The 22,526-nt window shown below is 64.2% G+C and carries 23 protein-coding genes; 13 read left to right on the top strand and 10 right to left on the bottom strand.

Annotated features, from left to right (window positions below):
* Window positions 1-182 precede the first annotated feature (182 nt).
* Window positions 183-374, top strand: a complete 192-nt coding sequence (locus CIT37_RS30975) for a hypothetical protein (RefSeq protein WP_018645288.1) — start codon at window positions 183-185, stop codon at window positions 372-374.
* A gap of 249 nt (window positions 375-623) precedes the next feature.
* On the opposite strand, the gene CIT37_RS30970 is transcribed toward CIT37_RS30975, so the two are convergent.
* Window positions 624-1,091 (bottom strand): nuclear transport factor 2 family protein, encoded by a 468-nt coding sequence (locus CIT37_RS30970; protein WP_028141745.1) that lies wholly within the window; start codon window positions 1,089-1,091, stop codon window positions 624-626.
* Between the two features lie 154 nt (window positions 1,092-1,245).
* Here CIT37_RS30970 and CIT37_RS30965 point away from each other — a divergent pair, with 154 nt between their 5' ends.
* Together CIT37_RS30965 and CIT37_RS30960 are read left to right on the top strand one after the other, a co-directional pair.
* On the top strand, window positions 1,246-1,932 hold the full coding sequence (locus tag CIT37_RS30965) for an HAD family hydrolase (RefSeq protein ID WP_028141744.1): 687 nt from the start codon (window positions 1,246-1,248) through the stop codon (window positions 1,930-1,932).
* A 106-nt stretch (window positions 1,933-2,038) separates the two neighbouring features.
* Entirely contained in the window at window positions 2,039-2,884 is an 846-nt protein-coding gene (locus tag CIT37_RS30960; RefSeq protein ID WP_028141743.1) for a DeoR/GlpR family DNA-binding transcription regulator, read from the top strand.
* Window positions 2,885-2,887: 3 nt separating this feature from the next.
* Here the strand turns inward: CIT37_RS30960 and CIT37_RS30955 are convergent, their stop codons facing one another.
* Window positions 2,888-3,304, bottom strand: a complete 417-nt coding sequence (locus CIT37_RS30955; RefSeq protein ID WP_028141742.1) for a type II toxin-antitoxin system VapC family toxin — start codon at window positions 3,302-3,304, stop codon at window positions 2,888-2,890.
* Window positions 3,304-3,555, bottom strand: a complete 252-nt coding sequence (locus tag CIT37_RS30950) for a type II toxin-antitoxin system Phd/YefM family antitoxin (RefSeq protein ID WP_028141741.1) — start codon at window positions 3,553-3,555, stop codon at window positions 3,304-3,306. The genes CIT37_RS30955 and CIT37_RS30950 overlap by 1 nt, the downstream gene beginning before the upstream one ends.
* Window positions 3,556-3,817: 262 nt before the next feature.
* Between CIT37_RS30950 and glpD the strand changes: the two genes are divergently transcribed.
* From glpD to CIT37_RS30915, 7 genes are all read left to right on the top strand, one after another.
* Window positions 3,818-5,368 carry a glycerol-3-phosphate dehydrogenase gene (gene glpD, locus CIT37_RS30945; RefSeq protein WP_028141740.1) on the top strand — a complete coding sequence of 517 codons (1,551 nt, stop codon included), beginning with the start codon at window positions 3,818-3,820 and terminating at the stop codon, window positions 5,366-5,368.
* Window positions 5,365-6,441: an ABC transporter ATP-binding protein gene (locus CIT37_RS30940; protein WP_028141739.1), complete on the top strand. Its 1,077-nt coding sequence runs from the start codon at window positions 5,365-5,367 to the stop codon at window positions 6,439-6,441. The genes glpD and CIT37_RS30940 overlap by 4 nt, the downstream gene beginning before the upstream one ends.
* 13 nt (window positions 6,442-6,454) lie before the next feature.
* The gene (locus CIT37_RS30935) at window positions 6,455-7,540 is read left to right on the top strand and encodes an ABC transporter ATP-binding protein (protein WP_095424583.1); all 1,086 of its coding nucleotides are present in this window, start codon (window positions 6,455-6,457) and stop codon (window positions 7,538-7,540) included.
* Window positions 7,540-8,514, top strand: a complete 975-nt coding sequence (locus tag CIT37_RS30930; protein ID WP_028141737.1) for a carbohydrate ABC transporter permease — start codon at window positions 7,540-7,542, stop codon at window positions 8,512-8,514. The genes CIT37_RS30935 and CIT37_RS30930 overlap by 1 nt, the downstream gene beginning before the upstream one ends.
* The gene (locus tag CIT37_RS30925; protein ID WP_018323268.1) at window positions 8,514-9,320 is read left to right on the top strand and encodes a carbohydrate ABC transporter permease; all 807 of its coding nucleotides are present in this window, start codon (window positions 8,514-8,516) and stop codon (window positions 9,318-9,320) included. Before CIT37_RS30930 ends, CIT37_RS30925 begins: the two co-directional genes overlap by 1 nt.
* Before the next feature lie 10 nt (window positions 9,321-9,330).
* On the top strand, window positions 9,331-9,660 hold the full coding sequence (locus tag CIT37_RS30920) for a DUF2160 domain-containing protein (RefSeq protein ID WP_018323269.1): 330 nt from the start codon (window positions 9,331-9,333) through the stop codon (window positions 9,658-9,660).
* Between the two features lie 130 nt (window positions 9,661-9,790).
* The gene (locus CIT37_RS30915) at window positions 9,791-11,533 is read left to right on the top strand and encodes an ABC transporter substrate-binding protein (RefSeq protein WP_026202903.1); all 1,743 of its coding nucleotides are present in this window, start codon (window positions 9,791-9,793) and stop codon (window positions 11,531-11,533) included.
* Between the two features lie 235 nt (window positions 11,534-11,768).
* On the opposite strand, the gene CIT37_RS30910 is transcribed toward CIT37_RS30915, so the two are convergent.
* From CIT37_RS30910 to CIT37_RS30890, 5 genes are all read right to left on the bottom strand, one after another.
* The gene (locus CIT37_RS30910) at window positions 11,769-12,869 is read right to left on the bottom strand and encodes an alkene reductase (protein ID WP_028141736.1); all 1,101 of its coding nucleotides are present in this window, start codon (window positions 12,867-12,869) and stop codon (window positions 11,769-11,771) included.
* Between the two features lie 179 nt (window positions 12,870-13,048).
* Window positions 13,049-13,552 carry a DUF1993 domain-containing protein gene (locus tag CIT37_RS30905; RefSeq protein ID WP_028141735.1) on the bottom strand — a complete coding sequence of 168 codons (504 nt, stop codon included), beginning with the start codon at window positions 13,550-13,552 and terminating at the stop codon, window positions 13,049-13,051.
* Window positions 13,553-13,661: 109 nt separating this feature from the next.
* Complete coding sequence (locus tag CIT37_RS30900) at window positions 13,662-14,963, bottom strand: lytic murein transglycosylase (RefSeq protein WP_028141734.1); 1,302 nt, start codon at window positions 14,961-14,963, stop codon at window positions 13,662-13,664.
* A gap of 116 nt (window positions 14,964-15,079) precedes the next feature.
* On the bottom strand, window positions 15,080-17,020 hold the full coding sequence (locus CIT37_RS30895; RefSeq protein WP_028141733.1) for a glycosyltransferase: 1,941 nt from the start codon (window positions 17,018-17,020) through the stop codon (window positions 15,080-15,082).
* On the bottom strand, window positions 17,017-18,399 hold the full coding sequence (locus CIT37_RS30890) for an HlyD family secretion protein (RefSeq protein WP_038972172.1): 1,383 nt from the start codon (window positions 18,397-18,399) through the stop codon (window positions 17,017-17,019). The genes CIT37_RS30895 and CIT37_RS30890 overlap by 4 nt, the downstream gene beginning before the upstream one ends.
* 282 nt (window positions 18,400-18,681) lie before the next feature.
* Between CIT37_RS30890 and htpX the strand changes: the two genes are divergently transcribed.
* Both htpX and CIT37_RS30880 read left to right on the top strand, forming a co-directional pair.
* Entirely contained in the window at window positions 18,682-19,629 is a 948-nt protein-coding gene (gene htpX / locus CIT37_RS30885) for a zinc metalloprotease HtpX (RefSeq protein WP_028141731.1), read from the top strand.
* Between the two features lie 137 nt (window positions 19,630-19,766).
* A complete protein-coding gene (locus tag CIT37_RS30880; protein ID WP_028141730.1) occupies window positions 19,767-20,408 on the top strand; it encodes a tetratricopeptide repeat protein in 642 nt (213 codons plus the stop codon).
* Window positions 20,409-20,563: 155 nt separating this feature from the next.
* Here CIT37_RS30880 and CIT37_RS30875 read toward each other — a convergent pair whose 3' ends face one another.
* The gene (locus CIT37_RS30875) at window positions 20,564-20,920 is read right to left on the bottom strand and encodes a hypothetical protein (protein WP_095424584.1); all 357 of its coding nucleotides are present in this window, start codon (window positions 20,918-20,920) and stop codon (window positions 20,564-20,566) included.
* 176 nt (window positions 20,921-21,096) lie between these two features.
* Window positions 21,097-21,897 (bottom strand): hypothetical protein, encoded by an 801-nt coding sequence (locus CIT37_RS30870; protein ID WP_161966237.1) that lies wholly within the window; start codon window positions 21,895-21,897, stop codon window positions 21,097-21,099.
* Between the two features lie 228 nt (window positions 21,898-22,125).
* Here CIT37_RS30870 and CIT37_RS30865 point away from each other — a divergent pair, with 228 nt between their 5' ends.
* The gene (locus CIT37_RS30865; RefSeq protein WP_014497428.1) at window positions 22,126-22,419 is read left to right on the top strand and encodes an antibiotic biosynthesis monooxygenase; all 294 of its coding nucleotides are present in this window, start codon (window positions 22,126-22,128) and stop codon (window positions 22,417-22,419) included.
* The last annotated feature ends 107 nt before the right edge of the window (window positions 22,420-22,526 follow it).

Genomic DNA, 22,526 nt, shown 5'->3' with positions numbered 1-22,526 from the left:
TCGCGCGCGCGAGTCATTCTCGTGGCGGCTTCGCCAAGAACCAGTCAAGAACCAGTCATAAAACGGATGAGGTCTCGGCGTACTCAATTGCGTGTCGATTCGGGGTGGAAACGGCCTCAAAATGCCTGGGAACCTTTGGGCATGAGTGCCGTTATTTGCCCGCACTGAGGAAGCCACGGACCATGCCGGACAGCTACATCATCGAAGTCGATTCGCAGACCGCAGGTATCGTCGTTCGTTCTTCGGGAGGCTATTGCTTCTTTGCCTCGTCCCATCGATTCAACCGTCTCGAAGGCCAGCTCTTCCGCAACGCCCGCGAAGCCGAACGCGCCGCGCGCAAGCTGGTGAACGGTGATGTGAAGGAAGCGGCGTAAAGCGCCTGCTGGTGATTTCTGACACGCAATGCGTGGTCGGAATTTTTTGCAGCCCTTGATACTGCTGGTTTCTTCCTTCTCCCCTTGCGGGAGAAGGTGGCGCGAAGAGCCGTACGCGTCATTCCGGGGCGCGCGAAGCGCGAGCCCGGAATCCATCTGCCACAGAGAATGCCGATGAATGGATTCTCAGATGCGCAATTGCGCACCTTGGCCCGCGCCTTTCGGCGCGAGCCAAAATGACGTCGTTGATCACAACTTCGTTGCTGCCCGCGACAGGAGCTTCCACTCGTCGCCCTGCTTCTGCCAGTTCATCAGGATGTGAAGGTTGGTCGATACTTTCTTCCCGTCGGCTGCCATCTCCTGTTCGCCCAGCCAGTGGAAGCGCACGATCGCTGCAGGACCGACGACCTTGATGGTGGGGTCCTTGTAGTCGATCGACAGGAATTTCGACTTGCCGTCGGTGGCGTTGGCGATGAACGTCGCCTTGTCCTCGACCTTGCCGCTGGAATGGCTGTAGCTGAGGTCGTCCCAGCACAGTGCGCCGAGCGCCTTCGGATCGGCCGCGATCTGGGCGAGGCGGAAGGCCTCGACCTTCTTCGCCACGGCGTCCTCGTCCGCCGAAGCGGCGAGCGCCGGTGTCGTGAGCGCAAGCGCGGAGACGGCAAGAGCTGAGACGGCCAGAGTCGAGAGAGCCAGATCGCGTCGGTTCATCGTCATCGTTTCCTCCTTTTTGATCTTGCGGCGAGTGTTGCAGCCGCGCGCGGCTTTGTCGAGTGTCACGTCGTCGTCATCTCCATGCGTCATTGCGCGGTCGAAGCCATATTGATACGTCTCGCGCATCAATGCGCCGTGGATTTGGGAAAGTACGGAAATGATCGAAGCCAAAACGGATGCGATGGGCAGGGCTTTGCTGTTCGACATCGACGGCACGCTGGCCGACACCGACCCGCTGCACTTGAAGGCGTTCAACCAGGTGCTCGGCCCTCGCGGCCACGTCTTCGATCACGCGCGCTTCTCCAGAGAGCTGCAAGGTTTCGCCAATGTCGCGATCGGTGAGCGATTCCTGCCTGACGAGGCGCCGGAACGGCGCGCCTCGATCCTCGATGAGAAGGAGGAGGTCTTCCGGACGCTCGTGGCCGGGCAGATCGAGCCGCTGCCGGGCCTGATGGCGCTGCTCGACCGGGCTGACGCTGCCGGCATTCCCATGGTCGCCGTGACCAACGCGCCGCGTCTCAATGCCGAGCTGCTGCTCTCCGGCCTCGGCATCTCTCATCGTTTCAAGGCGCTCGTGATCGGCGCCGAGCTGCCGCACGGCAAGCCGCATCCGCTGCCCTATCAGGAAGGGCTGCGTTTCGTCGGCGCGAGCGCAGAGGCCTCGATCGCATTCGAGGACTCCCGTACCGGCGTGCAATCGGCCACGGCGGCCGGCATTCCGACCATCGGCGTCCGGACCAGCCTCAGCCATGCTGACCTGGTTGCAGCCGGCGCAGTCGCGTCCGCCAGCGCCTTCGACGATCCGCAGCTGCTCGCGCGTCTCGCGAGCGCCATGACCTGGTAAGAAATGGCGTGGTGACCGGCCGCATAAGTTAACCGTGATCGGCGCGCGCATTGACCGAAGGCGCGAACCGCAGCACCATGCATTCTCCTGATTTGAGGCCTTTGCCGTGACCGGATTGACCCATCGCCAAGCCGAAATCCTCAACATCGCGCGGGCCTCGGGCCGTGTCATGGTCGAGGAGCTCGCGCGCCGCTTCGAAGTCTCGGCGCAGACCATCCGCAAGGATCTCAACGACCTCTGCGAGCGGAGATCGCTGACCCGCATCCATGGCGGCGCCATCATCGCCTCCGGCGTCGAAAACCTCGCTTATGAGGCAAGGCGCTTCGTCGCCGCCGACGAAAAGAAGGCGATCGGAGCCGCGGCCGCCTCGCTGATCCCGAACGGATGCTCGCTCTTCATCAATATCGGCACCACGACGGAGGAGGTCGCGAGCGCGCTGACTTCGCACGAGGATCTCCTCGTCATCACCAACAATCTCAACGTCGCGATGCTGCTCTACCGTCATCCCCGCATCGAGGTGGTGGTCGCCGGCGGCACGGTCCGGCGGGCCGACGGCGCTGTGGTCGGCTCCACCGCGACGCAGCTGATCGGCCAGTTCAAGGTCGACTACGCCATCATCGGCGCGTCCGCGATCGACGAGGAGGGCGCGCTGCTCGACTTCGACTATCGCGAGGTGCAGGTGGCGCAGGCCATCATCGCCAATGCCCGCAGCGTGATGCTGGTTGCCGATTCCACCAAGCTCCGCCGCAGCGCGCCGGTGCGCATCGCCCACATGACCCAGATCCAGACCTTCGTCACCGACCAGGAGCTTCCCGAGCGCCTCGCCACGATCTGCCACAGCAAGGGCATCGAGGTGATGGCGGCGATGCCCAAGGGCGCGGACATCGACGATGTGCCGGCCGATGCCCAGGAAGCCGCACCGGAAGCCGCGCCGGTGGTGCGGCTGAGATAGGGCTTAGACGTCGTCCCACGGATTGAGCAGCGGGACGCCCGTAGGTTCAAAGTCCCCCACATTACGCGTAACGACGGTCAGGCCGTGGACAAGCGCGGTGGCTGCAATAAGGGCGTCGCGTTCGGCCCGCGGATTGGGAACGTGAAGTTGGGCACAGCGCTGCGCCACGGCCGTATCGATAGCCAGGATCCGCCCTTCGAAGCGGGCCAGAATGTGATCGTCGATCCAGGCGCGCAGGACAGCACCTTGCACCGCGTCTTTGCGCTCGATCAGGCGCGCGCCAAGTTCAATTTCGAGAATCGAGATGGCGGACATGAAGAAATTCGCCGCGGGCGCTGTATTGGCCCAAGCAAGCGCGTTGCGATCAGCCTTATCCGGCCGCCTCAGTTCGGAAATGACGTTGGTGTCCAGCAGAAACATCAGTCGAGATCGGCTGGCCTGGAGATTCCGCCGGTGATGCGAGGCGGATCGAAATCGAAGTCCGCGTTCGCCTGTGCCAAAGCTTCGGCAAGGCTCATGTGCCCACCGCTCAGGCGCAGATAATCTTCGATGCTCAGCAGGACATGGGCTGGACGGCCGCGGTCGGTGATGAAGACGGGCCCCTTTGATGCTGCTTTCTTGGCGCCGCTCGTATCCTGATTGAACTCTCGGCTGGTCAGGGTGGTGACCATCGTTCGCGCCTCCTCGCCTGCGATGGGTTAAATTATATGTAGGTATGTTGCTACATTCAAGTTTTCGATCAGCTGAAGCGGTGCGGTGCACCCCCCGTGCCTCAAAACTTGTCCGTTCTCCGCGATTTCTCCGCCGTATTGGCGCTGAAAAAGTTTCGCTTTCACTTCCTTTCCTCCTCTCTTTCGTCTTGCTTTCGTTTTTCGGTGTGATCTAATCAAAAACGAAAGTAGCCGCTCGACGGAACGAGCGGTCGCCCGGGGGATGCGTCTGTTGGAGCGTATTTTCGACCTCGCCATCATTGGAGGCGGTGTTAATGGCTGCGGCATCGCGCGCGACGCGGTGGGCCGCGGCAACACGGTTTTCCTGTGCGAAATGAACGATTTGGCGAGCGGGACGTCGTCCTGGTCGACCAAGCTGGTGCATGGCGGCCTGCGCTATCTCGAATATTACGAGTTTCGCCTCGTTCGCGAGGCGCTGATCGAGCGCGAGATCCTCTGGGGCATCGGGCCCCACATCATCCGCCCCTTGCGTTTCGTATTGCCGCATCACGCCGGTCTGCGCCCCGCCTGGCTGCTGCGGCTCGGCCTCTTCCTTTATGATCACATCGGCGGCCGTCATCTGTTGCCGGCGACCCGCTCGGTCGATCTGCGGCGTGACGAGGTCGGCAAGCCGCTGATCCCGAATCGCTACAGTCGCGCCTTTGAATACTCCGACTGTTTCGTCGATGACGCCCGCCTCGTCGTGCTCAATGCACGCGATGCCGCCGACAAGGGCGCCGAGATCCGCACCCGCACCCGCGCAACGGATATCAAGCAGTCCGACGGCCTCTGGACCGTGAGCATGGTCAACACGCTGACCGGTGAGCGCTCGCAGGTCCAGGCAAAGGCTCTGGTCAACGCCGGCGGCCCCTGGGTCGAGGACGTGCTCGGCCGCGGCGCCGGTGTCAACGCGAAAGCCAAGGTGCGCCTGGTGCAGGGCTCGCACATCGTGGTCAGGAAGCTCTACGACCACGACCGCGCCTACATGTTCCAGAACGCGGACGGCCGCATCATCTTCGTGATTCCGTACCAGGACGATTTTACGCTGATCGGCACCACGGATCGCGACTATGACGGCGATCCCGCCAAGGTGAAGGCGACGGCGGAGGAGATCCAGTATCTCTGCACCGCGGCGAGCGAATATCTGGCAAAGCCCGTGACCCCGGACGACGTGGTCTGGACCTATTCCGGCGTGCGGCCGCTCTATGACGACGGCGCCAGCGAAGCCAAGGCCGCGACGCGCGACTACGTGTTCGAGCTCGACACGCCCGGCGGCGTGCCGCTGCTGTCGATCTATGGCGGCAAGATCACCACCTATCGCCGCCTCGCCGAGGAAGCGCTGGAGCGGCTCGCGCCCTATCTTCGCAGCGCAAAAGCGCGGGAAGGGTGGACCGGCAAATGGCCGCTGCCCGGCGGCGACATGAATGTGTCCGACATCGACGGCCTGATCGCCGAGCTGCAGCGCGGTTATCCCTTCCTCAGCCACGAGCACGCCAGGCGGCTCGCGCGCGCCTATGGCACCAAGGCCATCAAGCTGCTCGGCGACGCCAAATCATCGGCCGATCTCGGCCAGAGCTTTGGCGCGACGCTGACCGAGCGCGAGGTCCGCTACCTCATGGCCAACGAATGGGCCGTGACCGCCGAGGACGTCGTCTGGCGCCGTTCCAAGCTCGGCCTGCGACTATCTGCCGATGAGATTGCTGCGCTTGACGACTGGATCAGGACCCACGCCGTGCCGCAAAGTCCTCTGCTGGAAGCGGGAGGACGCTCATGACCGTGACGCTCGATCACGTGACCCGAACCGTCGAGGGGGTCCAGCATATCCGCGACGTCTCGCTGACGCTCGAGAGCGGAACGCTGAACGTGCTGCTCGGGCCGACGCTGTCGGGCAAGACCTCGATCATGCGGCTGCTCGCCGGCCTCGACAAGCCGACCTCGGGCAAGGTGCTGGTCAACGGCAAGGACGTTACCGGCGCCGACGTGCGCCAGCGTTCGGTCGCGATGGTCTACCAGCAGTTCATCAACTACCCCTCGCTCACCGTCTACGAGAACATCGCCTCGCCCCTGCGCGTGCAGGGCAAGCCACGCGACGAGATCGAGACGCGGGTGGCGGAGGCCGCAAAACTGCTGCGGCTCGAGCCGTTTCTGAAGCGCACGCCGCTCCAGCTCTCCGGCGGCCAGCAGCAGCGCACCGCGATCGCGCGCGCGCTGGTCAAGGGCGCCGATCTCGTGCTGCTCGACGAGCCGCTCGCCAATCTCGACTACAAGCTGCGCGAGGAGCTGCGCGCCGAGCTGCCGCGCATCTTCGAGGCCTCGGGCGCGATCTTCGTCTATGCCACCACCGAGCCGACCGAGGCGCTTTTGCTCGGCGGCAACACGGTGTGCATGTGGGAAGGCCAGGCGCTCCAGATCGGCGAGACCGCCAATGTCTACCGCCGGCCGCAGACGCTGCGCGTTGCTCAGGTGTTTTCCGATCCGCCGCTCAATCTCGTCGGTATCGAGAAGAAGAGCGGCTCCGTTCAATATGCCGGCGGCACCGCTTCGCCTGCCTCCGGCCTTTATTCAGGCCTTGCCGACGGCGCCTATCGCGTCGGTTTTCGCGCGCATCAGCTCGCGCTCGCCAATGGCGAGGCTGATCGTCATGCCTTCCATGCCACTGTCACGGTGACCGAGATCACCGGTTCGGAGAGTTTCGTGCATCTGACCCGCGAAGGATCGAACTGGGTGGCGGTGCTGCACGGCGTTCACGAGTTCGAGCCCGGCCAGATGCTCGATGCCGTGCTCGATCCGAATGATGTCTTCGTGTTCGACGCTGCCGACCGGCTGGTCGCAGCACCTGGATCGTAGGAGGGGATGCGCCATGGCCCGCATTGACCTCGTCGATCTCGCCCATTCCTACGGCGGCAATGATGCGCCGCAGGACAGTTTTGCGCTGAAGCCGGTGACCATGACCTGGCGGCAGGGCGGCGCGTATGCGCTGCTTGGTCCGTCCGGCTGCGGCAAGACCACGCTGCTCAACGTCATCTCCGGCATCATCACGCCGTCGCGAGGGCAAATCCTGTTCGACGGCAAGGACATCACACCTCTGTCAACCCAGAAGCGCAATATCGCGCAGGTGTTCCAGTTTCCGGTGATCTACGACACCATGACGGTCGGACAGAATTTGGCGTTTCCGCTGAAGAACCGCGGCGTGCCGAAGGCCGAAATCGACAAGCGCGTCGCCGAGATCGGCCGCCTGCTCGATCTCGAACCCTATCTAAACCGCAAGGCGATGCGGCTGACCGCTGACGCCAAGCAGAAGATCTCGCTCGGCCGTGGCCTCGTCCGCTCCGACGTCGCCGCCGTGCTGTTCGACGAGCCGCTGACGGTGATCGATCCCGAATTGAAATGGCAGCTCCGCTCCAAGCTGAAAGCGCTGCACCGTGAGCTCGACCTCACAATGATCTACGTCACCCACGACCAGACTGAGGCGCTGACCTTCGCCGACACCGTCGTCGTCATGCATGACGGCCGCGTGGTGCAGAGCGGTACGCCTGCCGAGCTGTTTGACAAGCCGGCGCACACCTTCGTCGGCTATTTCATCGGCTCGCCGGGCATGAACATCCTGCCGGCCGAGGTGAGGGGGCGCGAGGCGCGCATCGGCGGTCACGTCATCGCGCTGAACCGTGCCTACGACAATCTGCCTGTCGGCGCGAAGATCGAGATCGGCGTCCGTCCCGAATTCGTGGAGGTCGTGGCCCCCGCGCCCGGCCTGCTCACCGCGAAGATCGAGCGCCTCGACGATCTCGGCCGCATCCGTTTTGCGCGCGCTCGCTTGGGTGATGCAAAGCTCGCGGCGCGCGCGCCCGCGGGATTCACCAGCTCGGATGGCATGGCCGGACTGAAATTCGATCCGTCGCACGTCCACGTCTATGCCGACAGCCTTCTGGTGGAGGGGGCCGCCTGATGGACAAGACCGTCAACCAAAAAGCCTGGTTCCTGGTGCTGCCGGTGTTCCTGGTCGTCGCCTTCTCGGCGGTGCTGCCGCTGATGACGGTGGTGAACTATTCGATGCAGGACACCTTCGGCAACAACCAGTTCTTCTGGAACGGCGTCGGCTGGTTCAAGGAATTGCTCGATCCGTCGACCGATCTCGGCGGCCGCTTCCTTGCCTCGCTCGGACGCAATCTGTTCTTCTCGCTGGTGATCCTCGCGATCGAGGTGCCGCTCGGCATCGTCGTCGCGTTGTCGATGCCGCGCGAGGGCTGGACGGTGGCGGCCTGCCTCGTGATCCTCGCACTGCCGCTGCTGATTCCGTGGAACGTGGTCGGCACGATCTGGCAGATCTTCGGGCGTCCCGACATCGGGCTGCTCGGCTACGTCCTCAATGCCGCGGGCATCGACTACAATTACGTCTCCAACGACATCGACGCCTGGGTCACCGTCATCGTGATGGACGTCTGGCACTGGACCAGCCTCGTCGCGCTGCTCTGCTATGCCGGCCTGAAATCGATTCCCGAAGCCTATTACCAGGCCGCCCAGATCGACGGTGCCTCGCGCTGGGCCGTGTTCAAGGCGATCCAGCTGCCGAAGATGAACCGGGTGCTGTTGATCGCCGTGCTGCTCCGCTTCATGGACAGCTTCATGATCTACACCGAGCCGTTCGTGGTCACCGGCGGCGGGCCCGGCAACTCCACCACCTTCGTGTCGATCGAGCTCGTCAAGATCGCGCTCGGCCAGTTCGACCTCGGCAAGGCCGCGGCGCTGTCGCTGGTCTACAATCTGATCATCCTGATCGTCTGCTGGATCTTCTATACCGTCATGACCAATGCCGGCGCCGAGCGGAAGGTTCAGGCCGAAAGTGAGCCGGCGGCGGAGCCGAAGCCTGCGGCCGCGCTCAAGCCCGTGACCGCGCTCAAGCCAAAGGAAGGAGTGGCCTGATGCATTCGATTCCCGGCCGCCGCCTCATCATGGGGCTGTTCCTGATCTTCCTGCTGCTGCCGATCTACTGGCTCGTCAACATGAGCTTCAAGACCAACAGCGAGATCGTCTCGACGATGACGCTGTGGCCGCATACCCCGACGCTGCAGCACTACAAGCGCATCTTCACCGACGAGAGCTGGTATTCCGGCTACATCAACTCGCTGGAATATGTCGTTCTCAACACCATCATCTCGATCTCGGTGGCCTTGCCTGCGGCCTACGCCTTCTCGCGCTACCGCTTCCTCGGCGACAAGCATCTGTTCTTCTGGCTCTTGTCGAACCGCATGGCGCCGGCCGCGGTCTACGCGCTGCCGTTCTTCAACCTTTATTCGGCGATCGGCCTGTTCGATACGCCGTGGGCGGTCGCGCTCGCGCATTGCATCTTCAACGTGCCGCTGGCGGTGTGGATCCTCGAGGGCTTCGTCTCCGGCGTGCCGCGCGAGATTGACGAGACCGCCTTCCTCGACGGCTATTCCTTCCCGCGCTTCTTCATCAAGATCCTGGTGCCGTTGATCGCGAGCGGCATCGGTGTCGCCGCCTTCTTCTGCTTCATGTTCTCCTGGGTCGAGCTTCTGCTTGCGCGCACGCTGACCTCAGTGTCGGCCAAGCCGATCGCGGCGATCATGACCCGCACGGTATCGGCATCGGGCATGGATTGGGGCCTCTTGGCAGCGGCCGGCGTGCTCACCATCATCCCGGGCGCGCTCGTGATCTGGTTCGTCCGCAACTACATCGCGAGCGGTTTTGCGCTCGGTCGCGTGTAAGGAGGCATCAATGGAATCCATCGCATGGATGGCCTGGACGCTGCCGACGGCGATCTTCTTCGCCGCGCTCGCCTGCACGCTCGCCGTGATGACGTGGCTTGCGGCGGTCTATCCCGAAGCCGAGCGCGTCGGCGTGCTCCGAATTCCAACCACGCGCGGCGACCGCCTGTTCATCTCGCTGATATCGGCGGCGGTCATCCACCTTCTCTGGATCGGCTTCTTCGGCACCGATGCGATCGCAACGCTGCCGATCGGCGAGGAGGGCGTTGAAATCTCGCGCCTGTGGCTCGCAAGTGGAATTTCGCTGGTCACGGCCGTGCTCATTTTTCGCACGGTCTGAAGCTCGCGAAGGGACGGCCAGATCCGGGGGCAATCCGGGTCTGTATAAAAGTTTGTCGCTGCAACGGAGGAACAACATGCGACAGTTTAGGAGAAGGAAAGGTCCATTGGCCAAGAATAGCTTTCTGACCATGTCCAGCGCCGCCGCCATCATTGCGGTGTCGTTCGCCGTCTCGGCGCCGGTCCGCGCCGCCGACGACGCCGTGATCCAGAAGTGGATCGCGGAATTCACTCCCTCGACGCTGTCGAAGGAAGACCAGAAGAAGGAGCTGGAGTGGTTCGCCAAGGCCGCCGAGCCCTTCAAGGGCATGGAGATCAACGTCGTCTCCGAGACCATCACGACCCACGAATACGAGTCGCAGACGCTGGCCAAGGCGTTCTCCGAGCTCACCGGCATCAAGCTCAAGCACGACCTCATCCAGGAAGGTGACGTCGTCGAGAAGCTGCAGACCCAGATGCAGTCCGGCAAGAACGTCTATGACGGCTGGATCAACGATTCCGACCTGATCGGCACGCATTTCCGCTACGGCCAGACCGTCGTGCTCTCGGACTACATGACCGGCGAGGGCAAGGACGTCACCGATCCCATGCTCGACGTCAACGACTTCATCGGCAAGTCGTTCACCACGGGGCCGGACGGCAAGCTCTATCAGCTGCCCGACCAGCAGTTCGCCAACCTCTATTGGTTCCGCTACGACTGGTTCACCAACGCCGACTACAAGGCCAAGTTCAAGGCCAAGTATGGCTACGAGCTCGGCGTGCCCGTGAACTGGTCCGCCTATGAGGACATCGCCGAGTTCTTCACCAACGACATCAAGGAGATCAACGGCGTCAAGGTCTACGGCCATATGGACTATGGCAAGAAGGACCCCTCGCTCGGATGGCGCTTCACCGACGCCTGGCTGTCGATGGCCGGCAACGGTGACAAAGGCATTCCGAACGGCCTGCCTGTCGACGAATGGGGCATCCGCATGGAAGGCTGCCGTCCGGTCGGCTCCTCGGTGGAGCGTGGTGGCGACACCAACGGTCCCGCCGCGGTCTACTCGATCACCAAGTACCTCGAGTGGCTGAAGAAGTACGCGCCGCCGCAGGCGCAGGGCATGACGTTCTCCGAAGCAGGCCCGGTGCCGGCGCAGGGCAACATCGCCCAGCAGATGTTCTGGTACACCGCTTTCACCGCCGACATGGTGAAGCCGGGCATCGCCGTGATGAACGCGGACGGTACGCCGAAATGGCGTATGGCTCCCTCGCCGCACGGTTCGTACTGGAAGGAAGGCATGAAGCTCGGCTACCAGGACGCCGGCTCCGTGACGCTGCTGAAGTCGACCCCGGCGGATCGCCGCAAGGCGGCCTGGCTCTATCTCCAGTTCATCATCTCGAAGTCGGTGAGCTTGAAGAAAAGCCATGTCGGTCTCACCTTCATCCGTGAATCCGACATCTGGGACAAGTCGTTCACCGAGCGTGCGCCGAAGCTCGGCGGCCTGATCGAGTTCTACCGCTCGCCCGCGCGCGTGCAGTGGACCCCGACCGGCAACAACGTGCCCGACTACCCGAAGCTCGCGCAGCTGTGGTGGCAGAACATCGGCGATGCGTCGTCCGGTGCGAAGACCCCGCAGCAGGCGATGGACGCGCTGGCCGCCGCTCAGGACTCCGTCATGGAGCGCCTGGAGAAGTCCGGCGTGCAGGGCGCCTGCGGTCCCAAGCTGCACAAGAAGGAGACGGCCGAATACTGGTTCGCCAAGGCCCAGAAGGACGGCACGATTGCTCCGCAGCGCAAGCTCGCCAACGAGAAGCCGAAGGGCGAGACCGTCGACTACGACACCCTGATCAAGTCGTGGCCGGCCACCCCGCCCAAGCGCGCGGAAGCGAAGTGACGTCGTGAGACGTCATGGCCGGGCTGGACCCGGCCATCCATCAAGATCGAAAGGCCGGGAGCGATCCCGGCCTTTTTGTTGTGAGCCACTCTGTTCACCACACCGTCATTGCGAGCGCAGCGAAGCAATCCAGAATCTTCCGGCGGAGGCAGTCTGGATTGCTTCGTCGCCAGCGCAAAATTGCTTCGCAATTTTGTCGCCGGCTCCTCGCAATGACGGCGGAGAGCGCGAAGCCTTACTCCGCCGGCTCGGCCGCCAGCGTCGGGTAATCCGTGTAACCCTTCGCGCCGCCGCCGTAGAACGTGTTCTTGTCCCAGTCGTTCAGTGCTGCGCCCTGCTTCAGCCGCTCGACGAGGTCGGGGTTGGAGATGAAGGGCTTGCCGAAGGCGATGAGGTCGGCCGCATTGGTGTCCAGCACCTTGGTGGCGAGACCGAAATCGTAGCCGTTATTGGCGACATAGGCGCCGGCAAAGCGCTTGCGCAAGGATGCATAATCAAACGGCGCGATGTCGCGCGGGCCGCCGGTGGCGCCTTCGACGACATGGAGATAGACCAGCTTCAGCGCGCTGAGGCCGTCGACGATATGGTCGTACAGGGCTTGCGGGTTGGAATCCGAGATATCGTTGGCCGGCGTCACCGGCGAGATGCGGATGCCGGTACGGTCGGCACCGGCCTCGGCCACCACGGCCTTGGACACCTCCAGCATCAGCCGCGCGCGGTTCTCGATCGAGCCACCATAGGCGTCGGTGCGCTTGTTGGCGCCGTCCTTGGCAAACTGCTCAAGTAAATAACCGTTGGCGCCGTGAATCTCGACGCCGTCGAAGCCGGCCTCCAGCGCGTTCTTCGTGGCGCGCTTGAAATCGTCGATAATGCCGGGGATTTCGGCGAGCTCGAGCGCGCGCGGTTCGGAGACGTCGGCGAAGCCGCCGTTCACGAAGGTCTTGCCCTTGGCGCGGATCGCGCTCGGTGCCACAGGGGCTGCGCCACCCGCCTGCAGATCGACATGCGAGATGCGGCCGACATGCCAGAGCTGGATGAAGATCTTGCCGCCGCGCGCGTGCACCTTGTCGGTGACCTTGCGCCAGCCGGCAACCTGGTCCTTGGAATAGATGCCGGGCGTGTCCTGGTAGCCCTGGCCCTGCTGCGAGATCTGGCTCGCTTCGGTGATCAGGAGCCCTGCGGAGGCGCGCTGGCCATAATAATCGGCGGCGAGCGCACCAGGCACGAATGTGCCGGGCACGGCTCGGTTGCGCGTCAGCGGCGCCATCACCAGGCGGTTGGCCAGCGTGATCGGGCCGAGCTTATAGGTCTCAAACAATTTGGTCGAACGGCTCATGGGGAATGCTTCCAGGGGTGTGAGGTCCCGAACACTTGTGCATCGCGACATCGGGCGCAAGGGAGAAGCCATACGGAAAGTGCAGGCGAGCTACGCGACGGGGCCCGCGTAGCATAATTCATGTGCGATTTTGGCCGTGACAGTGGATTACGACCGCCACGGCCGTGCAATTTCGCAAATCAGTTCGCGCCCATGAAATCCCGCTTGCCGATCTCGACGCCGTTGTGGCGCAAAATGCCGTGGGCGGTCGTGGCGTGGAAATAGAAGTTCGGCAGCGAGAACGCGCTGAGGAATTGCTGGCCCTTCATGGTGATGGATTTGTCGGGGCCGGCGGGGAAGGTGACGTCCTTGGTCTCGGCACCTTCGAACTGCTCGGGCTTGAACGACTTCACATAGTCGATGGTCTTGGCCAGCCGCTGCTTCAATTCCGCAAAGCTGGTCTCGGTGTCGGGTGTCGAGGGCACCTCGCTATGGGTCAGCCGGGCGCAGCCCTTGGCGGCGAAATCGCTGACGAGCTGGACCTGCTTCGACAGCGGCAGCATGTCCGGGAAGAGCCGCGAGCCGAGCAGGACGCTGGGATCGATCTTCCTGGCCGCGCAATGCGCCTCGGCTTTGGTGAGCAGGCCGGTGAGGCTGTTCAGCATTTGCAAATAGGCGGGGACGGCCGCGTCGTAGAGGGACATGTGATGCTCGCTTGTGAATGGGAAATCTCAGGAGAAAACCTGAGCTACTCACATGGGAGGCTCACGGAAAAATACAATCGCGGGAAGCCGCTTGTGCAGTGCGAAAATTCTACCTCACCATCCCCGCCGGCTGCGCCTGCGCCGTGGCGCCGCGCATGCGCGCCAGCAGGTCGGCGGTCGGCCAGGAATCGGCCGGCAGGCCGTGCTTGATCTGCATCGCCTTGACGGCCGCGCGGCTCTGCTGGCCCAGCACGCCGTCGACCTTGCCGACATTGAAGCCGGCACGCACGAGCAGTTGCTGCAATTCCTTGAGCTCGTTGAACGGCAGCTGCGCCACCGGCGCCATCAGCTTGCGCATCGGCGCGGCACCTGCAATGCGCGAGGCGAGATAGCCTGCGGTGGTCGAATAGATCAGCGAGTTATTCCACTCGGTGTAGGCCGCGAAATTCGGGTACGCCATGAAGGCCGGACCATTGCGTCCCATTGGCAGCAGCACGGAGGCTGCGAGATTGTCATTCGGCAGCGGCCGGCCGTCGGGATAGGTGACGCCAAGCTGCGCCCATTTCGAGCGCGGCTCTCGCACCGTGAGGTCGGTCTGCTCCCACGGCAGGTTTTGCGGCACCTTGATCTCTTCCAGCCACGGCTCGCCGCGCCGCCACTTCAGGCCGTTGGCAATGTAGTTCGCGGTCGAGCCGATCACGTCGGCTGGCGACCGCAACAGATCGCGCCGTCCGTCGCCGTCATAATCGACGGCGTAGTTGACGTAATGCACAGGCAGGAACTGGGTCTGCCCGAGCTCGCCGGCCCACGAGCCGATCATCTCGTCGGGATGCAGATCGCCGCGGTCGATGATCTTCAGCGCGGCGATGGTCTCGCCCACGAACATTTCCGAGCGCCGGCAGTCATAGGCCAGCGACACCAGCGATTTCAGCGTCGGCAGATTTCCCATGTTGGCGCCGAAGTCGCTCTCCAGCCCCCAGAACGCGGCGATCACCGCGGGCGGCACGCCATATTCCTTTTCGGCGCGTGCGAACGCGGCGGCGTATTGCTTGATGTGCTGCTGCCCGTTCTGCATGCGATAGGGCGCCGCCATGCGTCCGGCGAATTCGGTGAAGAGCTGGCCGAACACGCGCTGGCCGCGGTCGCGGTTGACGATGCCCTGGTCGTAGACGAGGTACGGCGAAGCCTCCGCGATCGTCCGCTGCGATACGCCGGCGGCCACAGCCTGTTGCTTCACGTCGGCGAGAAAGCGATCGAAGTTCGCACCGTTATGGCACGACGCCGCACGCGGCGAGGCTGCGGTGGTCCTGGGCGCCACGGGTTTGGCGGGCGGCGGCGCGAACTGGGCGGAGGCGGTGGCGGAGCATGCGAGGAGCGCGACGGCCGCGATCAGAAATCGGGTCTGGACCATTGGGGTTCCGGCGGGGAAGGGGCAGGCGTGGATTCGCCCGAAGTTTAGGTGAAGTGATGGCCTCAGGCCATCCTTTCCGTCCCATGCCAGCATACGGAATGCGAGTGGATGCCGGCCTAGCCGAACAGCCGCATCAGCAGCGCTTTCCCGACCGGGAGCGCCCTGACGCCCTGATAGGCGCGAACATACTCGCCAGCATAGAACGCCCTGATCGCATGCACGCGTGTATCCATGCCTTCCTCGAAACGCACCGCGAATCCATCCGCGGTCCGCCGCACCACGACCGCGGCGATCGGGCGGCCATAGATCCGGCATTCGATCGCGCTGCCGGGGTGCGGCGGATCGGGATCGATCAGGCGGGCGCCGGTGATCGAGATGTCGGCGAGCCGCGCGAGATGCGACTTGCCTTGCTGGCGCAGCAGCACCGTCTCATTGCGATCAAAACGCTCCGCCTTGCGCTTTCGCGGTTGCTCGATGCAGACGAAGCAGACCACTGTGAGGATGAACGCGTTGTAGAGGCTCCAGGTCAGAGCCAGCCCGCCGTAGGCGATGTTCTCGCCGCGCAGGTGCAGGATGAAGGCATAGGCGATGGCTGCGAGCGTGACGAGAAGCGCGGTGCCATAGAGCCGCAGCAGCGGCCATTCGACAAATCTCCTGTCCCGGTCCCCGCCTTTCGCCGTGACCTTGAACTTGTGTCCTTTCGGCCTCAGTAGACCGGTTGCCACCGCCCTCAGCACTGCGGGCGCGGCGATGAGTTGCGACACGTCCGTCATCATGGCCAGCGAGCGGCCGTGCGACAGCCAGGCCATGCTGAGGCTGTGCCAGACATAGAACGGCAGAAAGAACCGGAGCAACTCGGTCAGGTCGGCCCGGACCGCCTTGATGCCGAAGAGCAGGAACAGCCAGGGCACCACGAGGCCCGCCACCTTCGACGTGTAGACCGCGGACCAGCTCATGAAAGCATCGACCAGCGAGAGTCGGTCGATGAAGGAGAGCTTCGACTCCCTCGACAGCGGTCCGCTGCGGCCGCGCACGATTTGCATCAAGCCGAGGCACCAGCGGGCGCGCTGGGTGATGTATTCCTTCAACCCTTCCGGCGCGAGCCCGATCGTCAGCCGCTCGTTGAGATAGATCGTGTTGAGGCCGCGTTCCTTCAGGCGAAGGGTGACGAGATAGTCTTCCGTGACGGAATCGGTCGGAAATCCGCCGATCCGCACCAGTCCGTCGTAGCGAATGAGTGAGGAGGTGCCGCAGCAGAATGCGACGCCCCAGGCGTCCTTCGCCGGCAGCAGGATGTCGAAGAAGAAGCGTTGCTCGTCCGGCCAAACGTCGGTTGCAGCAAGGTTGCTCTGGATCGGGTCGGGATTGATGAAGTGCTGCGGCGTCTGCACCACCCCGACCGAAGCATCGTCCATGAGCGAGATGGTCCGCGCCAGGAAGTCGGGCCGCGGCACGAAGTCCGCATCGAGGATGGCCACGAATTGCGGCGGCTTCGGCATCGCACCGACATGTCGGAGCGCGTGATTGATATTGCCGGCCTTGGCGTGATGGTTGTCGGGCCGCGTGAGATAATGGCAGCCGAGTTCACCCGCGAGTCGCCGCAGCCAGGGCCGTCGGCCGTCGTCGAGCACCCAGACGCGGTAGTTGCCATACGTCATGCCGGTCGCGCCGATGATCGTGCGCTCGAGGATCGATCGTTCCTCGTTGTAGGTGCAGATGAAGACGTCGATCAGCGGCGCGCCGGGATTGAAGGCGCGGCTATCGATCCTGGCTGATCTGGAACGATCGATTGTTCGGCTCAGGAACAGCAGAGACAAGGTGACCGCGACGAGCGAGGCCGCTTCCAGCAGCATGAAGGGATAGCCGATCACGGCATCCGCGGTCAGATGCGGCGGCGGGAGAGTCGCTGTGACGCGCCAATGGAGATAGCGGAGCAGGAAAACGACTGACACGATGGCCAGGAACGAGCGTGCCATCGTGCTGTCGCGCCTGAGCAGCGGTACGATCGCCATGAAGGCGCCGAGCGCAATCAGGCCGGGCGTCAGCGCCGTCGTCACGGCGCGGTCTCTTGCCTTGCAAACACCACGCGGCCGGTGCGTCCCACCGTGCAGGCGTGGGCAGCGCCATCACCGAGCGCAACGGTCACGCGATAGGGCTCCTTGCTCAGCGCGTCGGGATTGATGGCGAGATTGGCGGGCGCGCCGGCGGCGCCGGTCAGGTTGACCACGGTGCCGGAAATCGCTGCGCCGCCGTCGTTCGGCTCGAAGGTCGCGTGGTCGCCGAGCTGCAAACGGTTGTAGACGCTCTCGGTGACGTTCGCGGTGATGACGGCGCCGCTGCAATCGAGCACCTTGAGCAGCGGTTGGCCGGGTTGCACGTCCTCGCCCGGCGAGGTCATCATCTCCCAGACGCGCCCTGTGACGGGTGTCGTGATGTTGGCTTCGGACAGATCGGCGAAGCGAATCTCTTCGGTGATGATCTCGCTGGCGAGCCAGGCGATCTCGGTGTCGGTGCGTGCGAGGTCAGCGTCGAGGTCGCCGGCACGCTGGCGCATCTCTTCCTCGCGCTGCACCGAGCTCGGCCGGTCGTTGTAGCTGTCGCCGAGGAAGGAGCCGTTCCGTGCCGCGGCAAGCTCGACCTTGGCCGCGTCCAGCCGCTTTCGCGCACCGAGCTCGGTCTGCTGCGATACGGAAAGCTCGCGCGTCAGCCGTGCCAGCTCGACGGTCGAGACGTTGCCGGATTTCGCCAGCGAGGATGCGCGCTCGACTGCGGCACTGGCTTCCTCCCGCCGCGCTGCCGCGGCCTCGATCGAGGTCTGGATCTCGGCGATCCGGGCCTCGAGCTGGAGCACGCGCCCGTCGCGGAATTGCGTCGCCTGCCGCGCCAGGTCCTTTTGCGCTGCCTGGGCCGAGGCAAGCTTGGCGGCAAGGCTCGGCCGCTCGTTCTCCAGGCGCGATTTCTGCCGCCGGAGATCGTCGAGCCGGGTTCGATCGCCGCGCGGGTTGACCACGCGCAGGACCACGGTCCCGGCGTCGAGCCTGGCCTGATCGGTCAAGCGCTGTGCGGCTGCCACACGGCCTCCGATCGGGGTGCGCAGGGTGACGAGGCGGGAATTCAACACGGCCTCGACGCTTGAATACTCCCAAACCGCGCGCAGCGGCAGCCAGCCGAAAATGGCGATGAGGGCAAGTCCGATCGCGATCTTCGCGCCGCGCCTCAGACGTGGCCAGCGCCGCTGCGATTCCGGCTGTGTCTGCGCATCGGGCGCGGGGCCGGGCTCGTCATTGGCGAACATCTGCTCGTACAACGCCTCCTGCAAACCCTTCGCGTCAGTCCTCGCGTCGATCTTGGCGTCGATCTTGGCGTCAGTCTTGGCGTCGTGAGGGGAGGGAGCAGATGCGGGATCGACGGAAGCGGCGCTCGAGCGGTCCATCATGACGGTCACCTTGCTGACGGGGTGCCAACGGAACCGGTCAATGCGCCGCGACCGCGCGGCGTGCCCGGTTACCACGAATTAAGCCGCGATTGCGCTTTCCGGGTTGCTAAACGTATGCGGGTGTTTTTGCGCAAATCCCGCTCAAGCTTTAGCGGCACGGGAAAGGCTGACGCTGCAATGGATGTGCGGCCGGGCGACGCACGAACCTTGCGGTGGCAGGCAGCATTCATACCTCCGGGGTGCCGGCCAGAGGTTCGCCCGCGGCCGCCTTGGGAGACGGCCATGAACTATTTTCGTACCGCTATGCTGCTCGCAGGCCTCACCGCCCTGTTCATGGGCGTGGGCTATCTGATCGGGGGTGCCTCCGGCGCCATGATCGCGCTGGTCATCGCCGCGGCAACGAATCTCTTCACCTACTGGAACTCCGACCGCATGGTGCTCTCGATGTACGGTGCCCATGAGGTCGATCGTTCGACCGCGCCGGAGCTGGTCGGGTTGGTCGCGGAACTTGCGGGCCGGGCAGGCTTGCCGATGCCGCGCGTGTTCCTGATGGATGAGGTGCAGCCCAACGCGTTCGCGACCGGCCGCAACCCGCAAAACGCCGCCGTCGCCGTCACCACAGGCCTGATGCGCCAGCTCAGCCGCGAGGAGCTCGCCGGCGTCATCGCGCACGAGCTCGCCCATATCAAGAATCACGACACGCTGCTGATGACGATCACTGCGACCATTGCGGGCGCGATCTCCATGCTGGCGCAGTTCGGCATGTTCTTCGGCGGCAACCGCGAGAACAACAATGGTCTCGGCATCGTCGGCTCGATCCTGATGATGATCCTCGCCCCCCTCGGCGCCATGCTGGTGCAGATGGCGATCAGCCGCACCCGCGAATATGCCGCGGACAATCTCGGTGCGCGCATCGCGGGGCAGCCGATGTGGCTGGCTTCCGCGCTGGTGAAGATCGAGGGCGCCGCGCATCAGGTGCCGAACTATGAGGCCGAGCGAAACCCCGCGACCGCGCACATGTTCATCATCAATCCGCTGTCGGGCCATGGCGTGGACAATCTGTTCGCCACCCATCCCTCGACGCAGAACCGCATCGCGGCGCTTCAGCAGCTCGCGGCCGAGCTCGGCACGCGGCCGGCGCCGTCGGTTGGCGCCAACGAGAACTATCCCCCGCGCAGCCCATGGGGGCGCTCGTCCTCGCGTGGTCCTTCACGCGGCCCCTGGGGCTGATACGGAACCTGCGGCAATTTGCGGTCGGCTTTGTGACCTGGCGCACACAGGATCGTCGGAGCCGGTGTTAAGACCCCGGCGAGACACTTCCTTCGAAAGGGGATGCGTGACCGGCTCGCTGCCGGCCACCGTCGAAGATGACCAGAGCTGCCGTACCATTGCTGATCGTCCTGTGCGTGCTCGTCGGCCTGTCCACGCACATGGTCGTCAATTGCGGCGACGAGGACGATCCCGATATCTGCTCGGCCGTGATCGGCTTCTCGCCGCTGCGCGGCTCGCTGATCGCCTTTGCCTATGAGGGGCGCGGACGGATCGCGCTGCGCCATGGCGACTTCAGGCGGGCAGTCGCCGATTTCGACGAGGCCATTCACCTCAATCCCAATCGCGCCTCGCTCTATCGCGACCGCGCGCTCGCGCGCCGTCAGAACGGCGATCTTGAACTCGCCATCGCCGACTATGACGAGGCGATCGCGCATGATCCCAAGCGCGCTGCGCCCTATCACCAGCGCGGTCTCGCGCTCGCCGCCACGGGCGATCTCGACCGCGCGATTCTGAGCTACAACACGGCGGTCCGCCTCGACCCCTCGGATGCGCAGGCCCGCCTCGACCGTGGCCTTGCGTTCCTCGCCCGCGGCCAGGCCGACGATGCGCGCGCCGATTTCGAGGCGGCGCTGGCGCTGCCCGCCGGCAAGGACGGCCGCACCCGAGAAGCCGCGCGCGCCAGGCTCGCCGAACTCGCCAGCGCCGAGCCGACGCAGGTGTCAGTGCCGAGGCGGTGAGGGGGCTCTATCCACCGAATCCTGGAATCGTAGGGTGGGCAAAGGCGCCCTTGCGCCGTGCCCACGATCTCTACAATACGGCAACAGACGCGTGGGCACGCTTCGCTTTGCCCACCCTACCGCGCCGATTGTGCGGAGGGATACTCCTCATCCGCCTACTTCGCCTTCTTGGCTTTGGCCTTCTTCGCCTTCGCGGCCTTCTTCGCCGGCTTCTCTCCGTTCGCCTTCTTCTCGACCTTCGCCGCCACGGGGGTGCTGGCGGCAAGCCGCATTGACCGCGCGTAGCTGTCGGCGACGTTGTCGGCGGACATCTGCAGGCGCTTGGCGGCGGCGGTGGCCTGCTCCATGGTGGCCTTGGCCATCATCTTGAAGCGGTCGCCGGTCTCCTTGCCCTTGGCCTTGGCCGCCAGGCCGTTGAAGCGATCCCGCCGCTCCTTGGCGCGGGTCATCAGGCCCGTATGCAGTTGTCTGGCCAGTTGCCGGATCACGACATCCAGGTCGGCGTCCGCCATGTTGTTCTATCCTCTTCGAAAAATGGGTCTCGATGCGGGCGGGACTATGCAGATCGGGCCCCGCCTTGGCAATTCCCGCCTGGGCGTCATCCGCAGCTTCCGGCCTGCGAAACAAAAAAGCCGCGCATTTCGCGCGGCTCTTTGGCTGATTTGGCTAAGGCAGCTCTACGTTCGCTTCACTTCAGCGAGGCGACCGGGCCGTTTGCCGTCGCCGGCTCCGGGTCGAAGCCGAACACGCCGACCAGGTACTTGTAATAGTCCGGCATCTTCTCCTTGAGCGTCTCGCGCGACTTCGGATCGTGGAATTCGCTCTTTCCGGCCAGGAAGATGCTGGCGGTCACGGCGAAGAATTCCATGGGATTCTTCAACGCATAGGATTCCTTGGGGAGCAAGTCCTTGGACTTGGCAAGGGCGAAGTAGGCGATCACGCCCTTGTTGGCGTAGCCGTCCGGCAACAGCCGCGCGTGATAGGCGTGCAGGAGCTCGTGCAGCAGCACCGCCTCCTTTTCGTAGCGCATCATGTCCGGCCGCAGCATGATCACGCCGAGGCCCGAATCGACCGCGAGGTCGACGGCGTTCGGATTGGTCCAGCGCTGCTTGTCGTGGTCCCAGACCGTCAGCGTCCGCGGTACGCGGCGTTCGACGTTGGGGGCGATGCGGCCGTAGCAGGCGGTGGCGGCGCCTTCGTCGAGGCAGGCGAGCTCGCTGGCGATGATCGGCACGGTGCGGAAGAAGCGCAGCACGCGCGGCGACAGCCCGGCCGCCTCGACCGCGTCGATCTGGCCCTTCAGATTGTCGGTGAGCTTATCGACATCCTTACGATCGGAGTTCTCCGACAGGTCGAACATGTAGCCGCGATAGCTCTGGAAGCCCGGCGGCAGCGACTGCGCTGCATCGGCATCGAGCGATCCGGCTTGGGATGGATTGGCGAAGAGCGCGCCGACAATGGTTGCGGTCAGCAGCAACGCAATGCGCATGATGAACCCCCTGATGTCACTTCGCCCGGCAGAATAGGCCACCGTTGTTTGCGAAAAGTGAGTGGGGCAAGACTAAGGCACCGATGTTGAGGCGTGCTTAATCGGTGGTTGCAGATCGCTGCGGCAGATTAGTGCGGGGTTAACCAAGGAGGGTATCCGGGCCCGGCGCTTCGGCGTAACATCCGGTTCGGGCACAAAGCCCACATCAATAGCCGGGAGGAGGAAGTTATGTATGCCGCCATCCGTCAGGCCAAGGCAAAGAGCGGGAGCGCGGAAGAGCTGGCGCGCCGCATCAAGGACGGCGCCGTTCCGATCATCAGCGACGTCGACGGTTTCCGCGCCTATTACGTCGTCTATGCCGGCGACGACACGGTGACCGCGATCTCGATCTTCGACAAGTTCGAGCAGGCGGAGGAGGCGAACCGGCGCGCGATCGCCTGGATCGAGAAGGATCTCGGGCCGTTGCTTGCGGGCCATGCGAGCGCGGCTGCGGGGCCGGTGATCGTGCATACGCTGGCGTAGGGCCTTGTTTGCGATAGTGGCGAGCAGCGGCCGCATATTCGGTCGTCATGCCCGGGCTTGTCCCGGGCATCCACGTCTTTCCTCGCACGCTGAAGCGCGTGGATGGC

The organism is Bradyrhizobium ottawaense, from assembly GCF_002278135.3.
In the GTDB taxonomy this organism is placed as follows: Bacteria; Pseudomonadota; Alphaproteobacteria; order Rhizobiales; family Xanthobacteraceae; genus Bradyrhizobium; species Bradyrhizobium ottawaense.
Note: the sequence above shows the minus strand (reverse complement) of the source record. Positions and strands in the feature narration are given on the sequence as shown.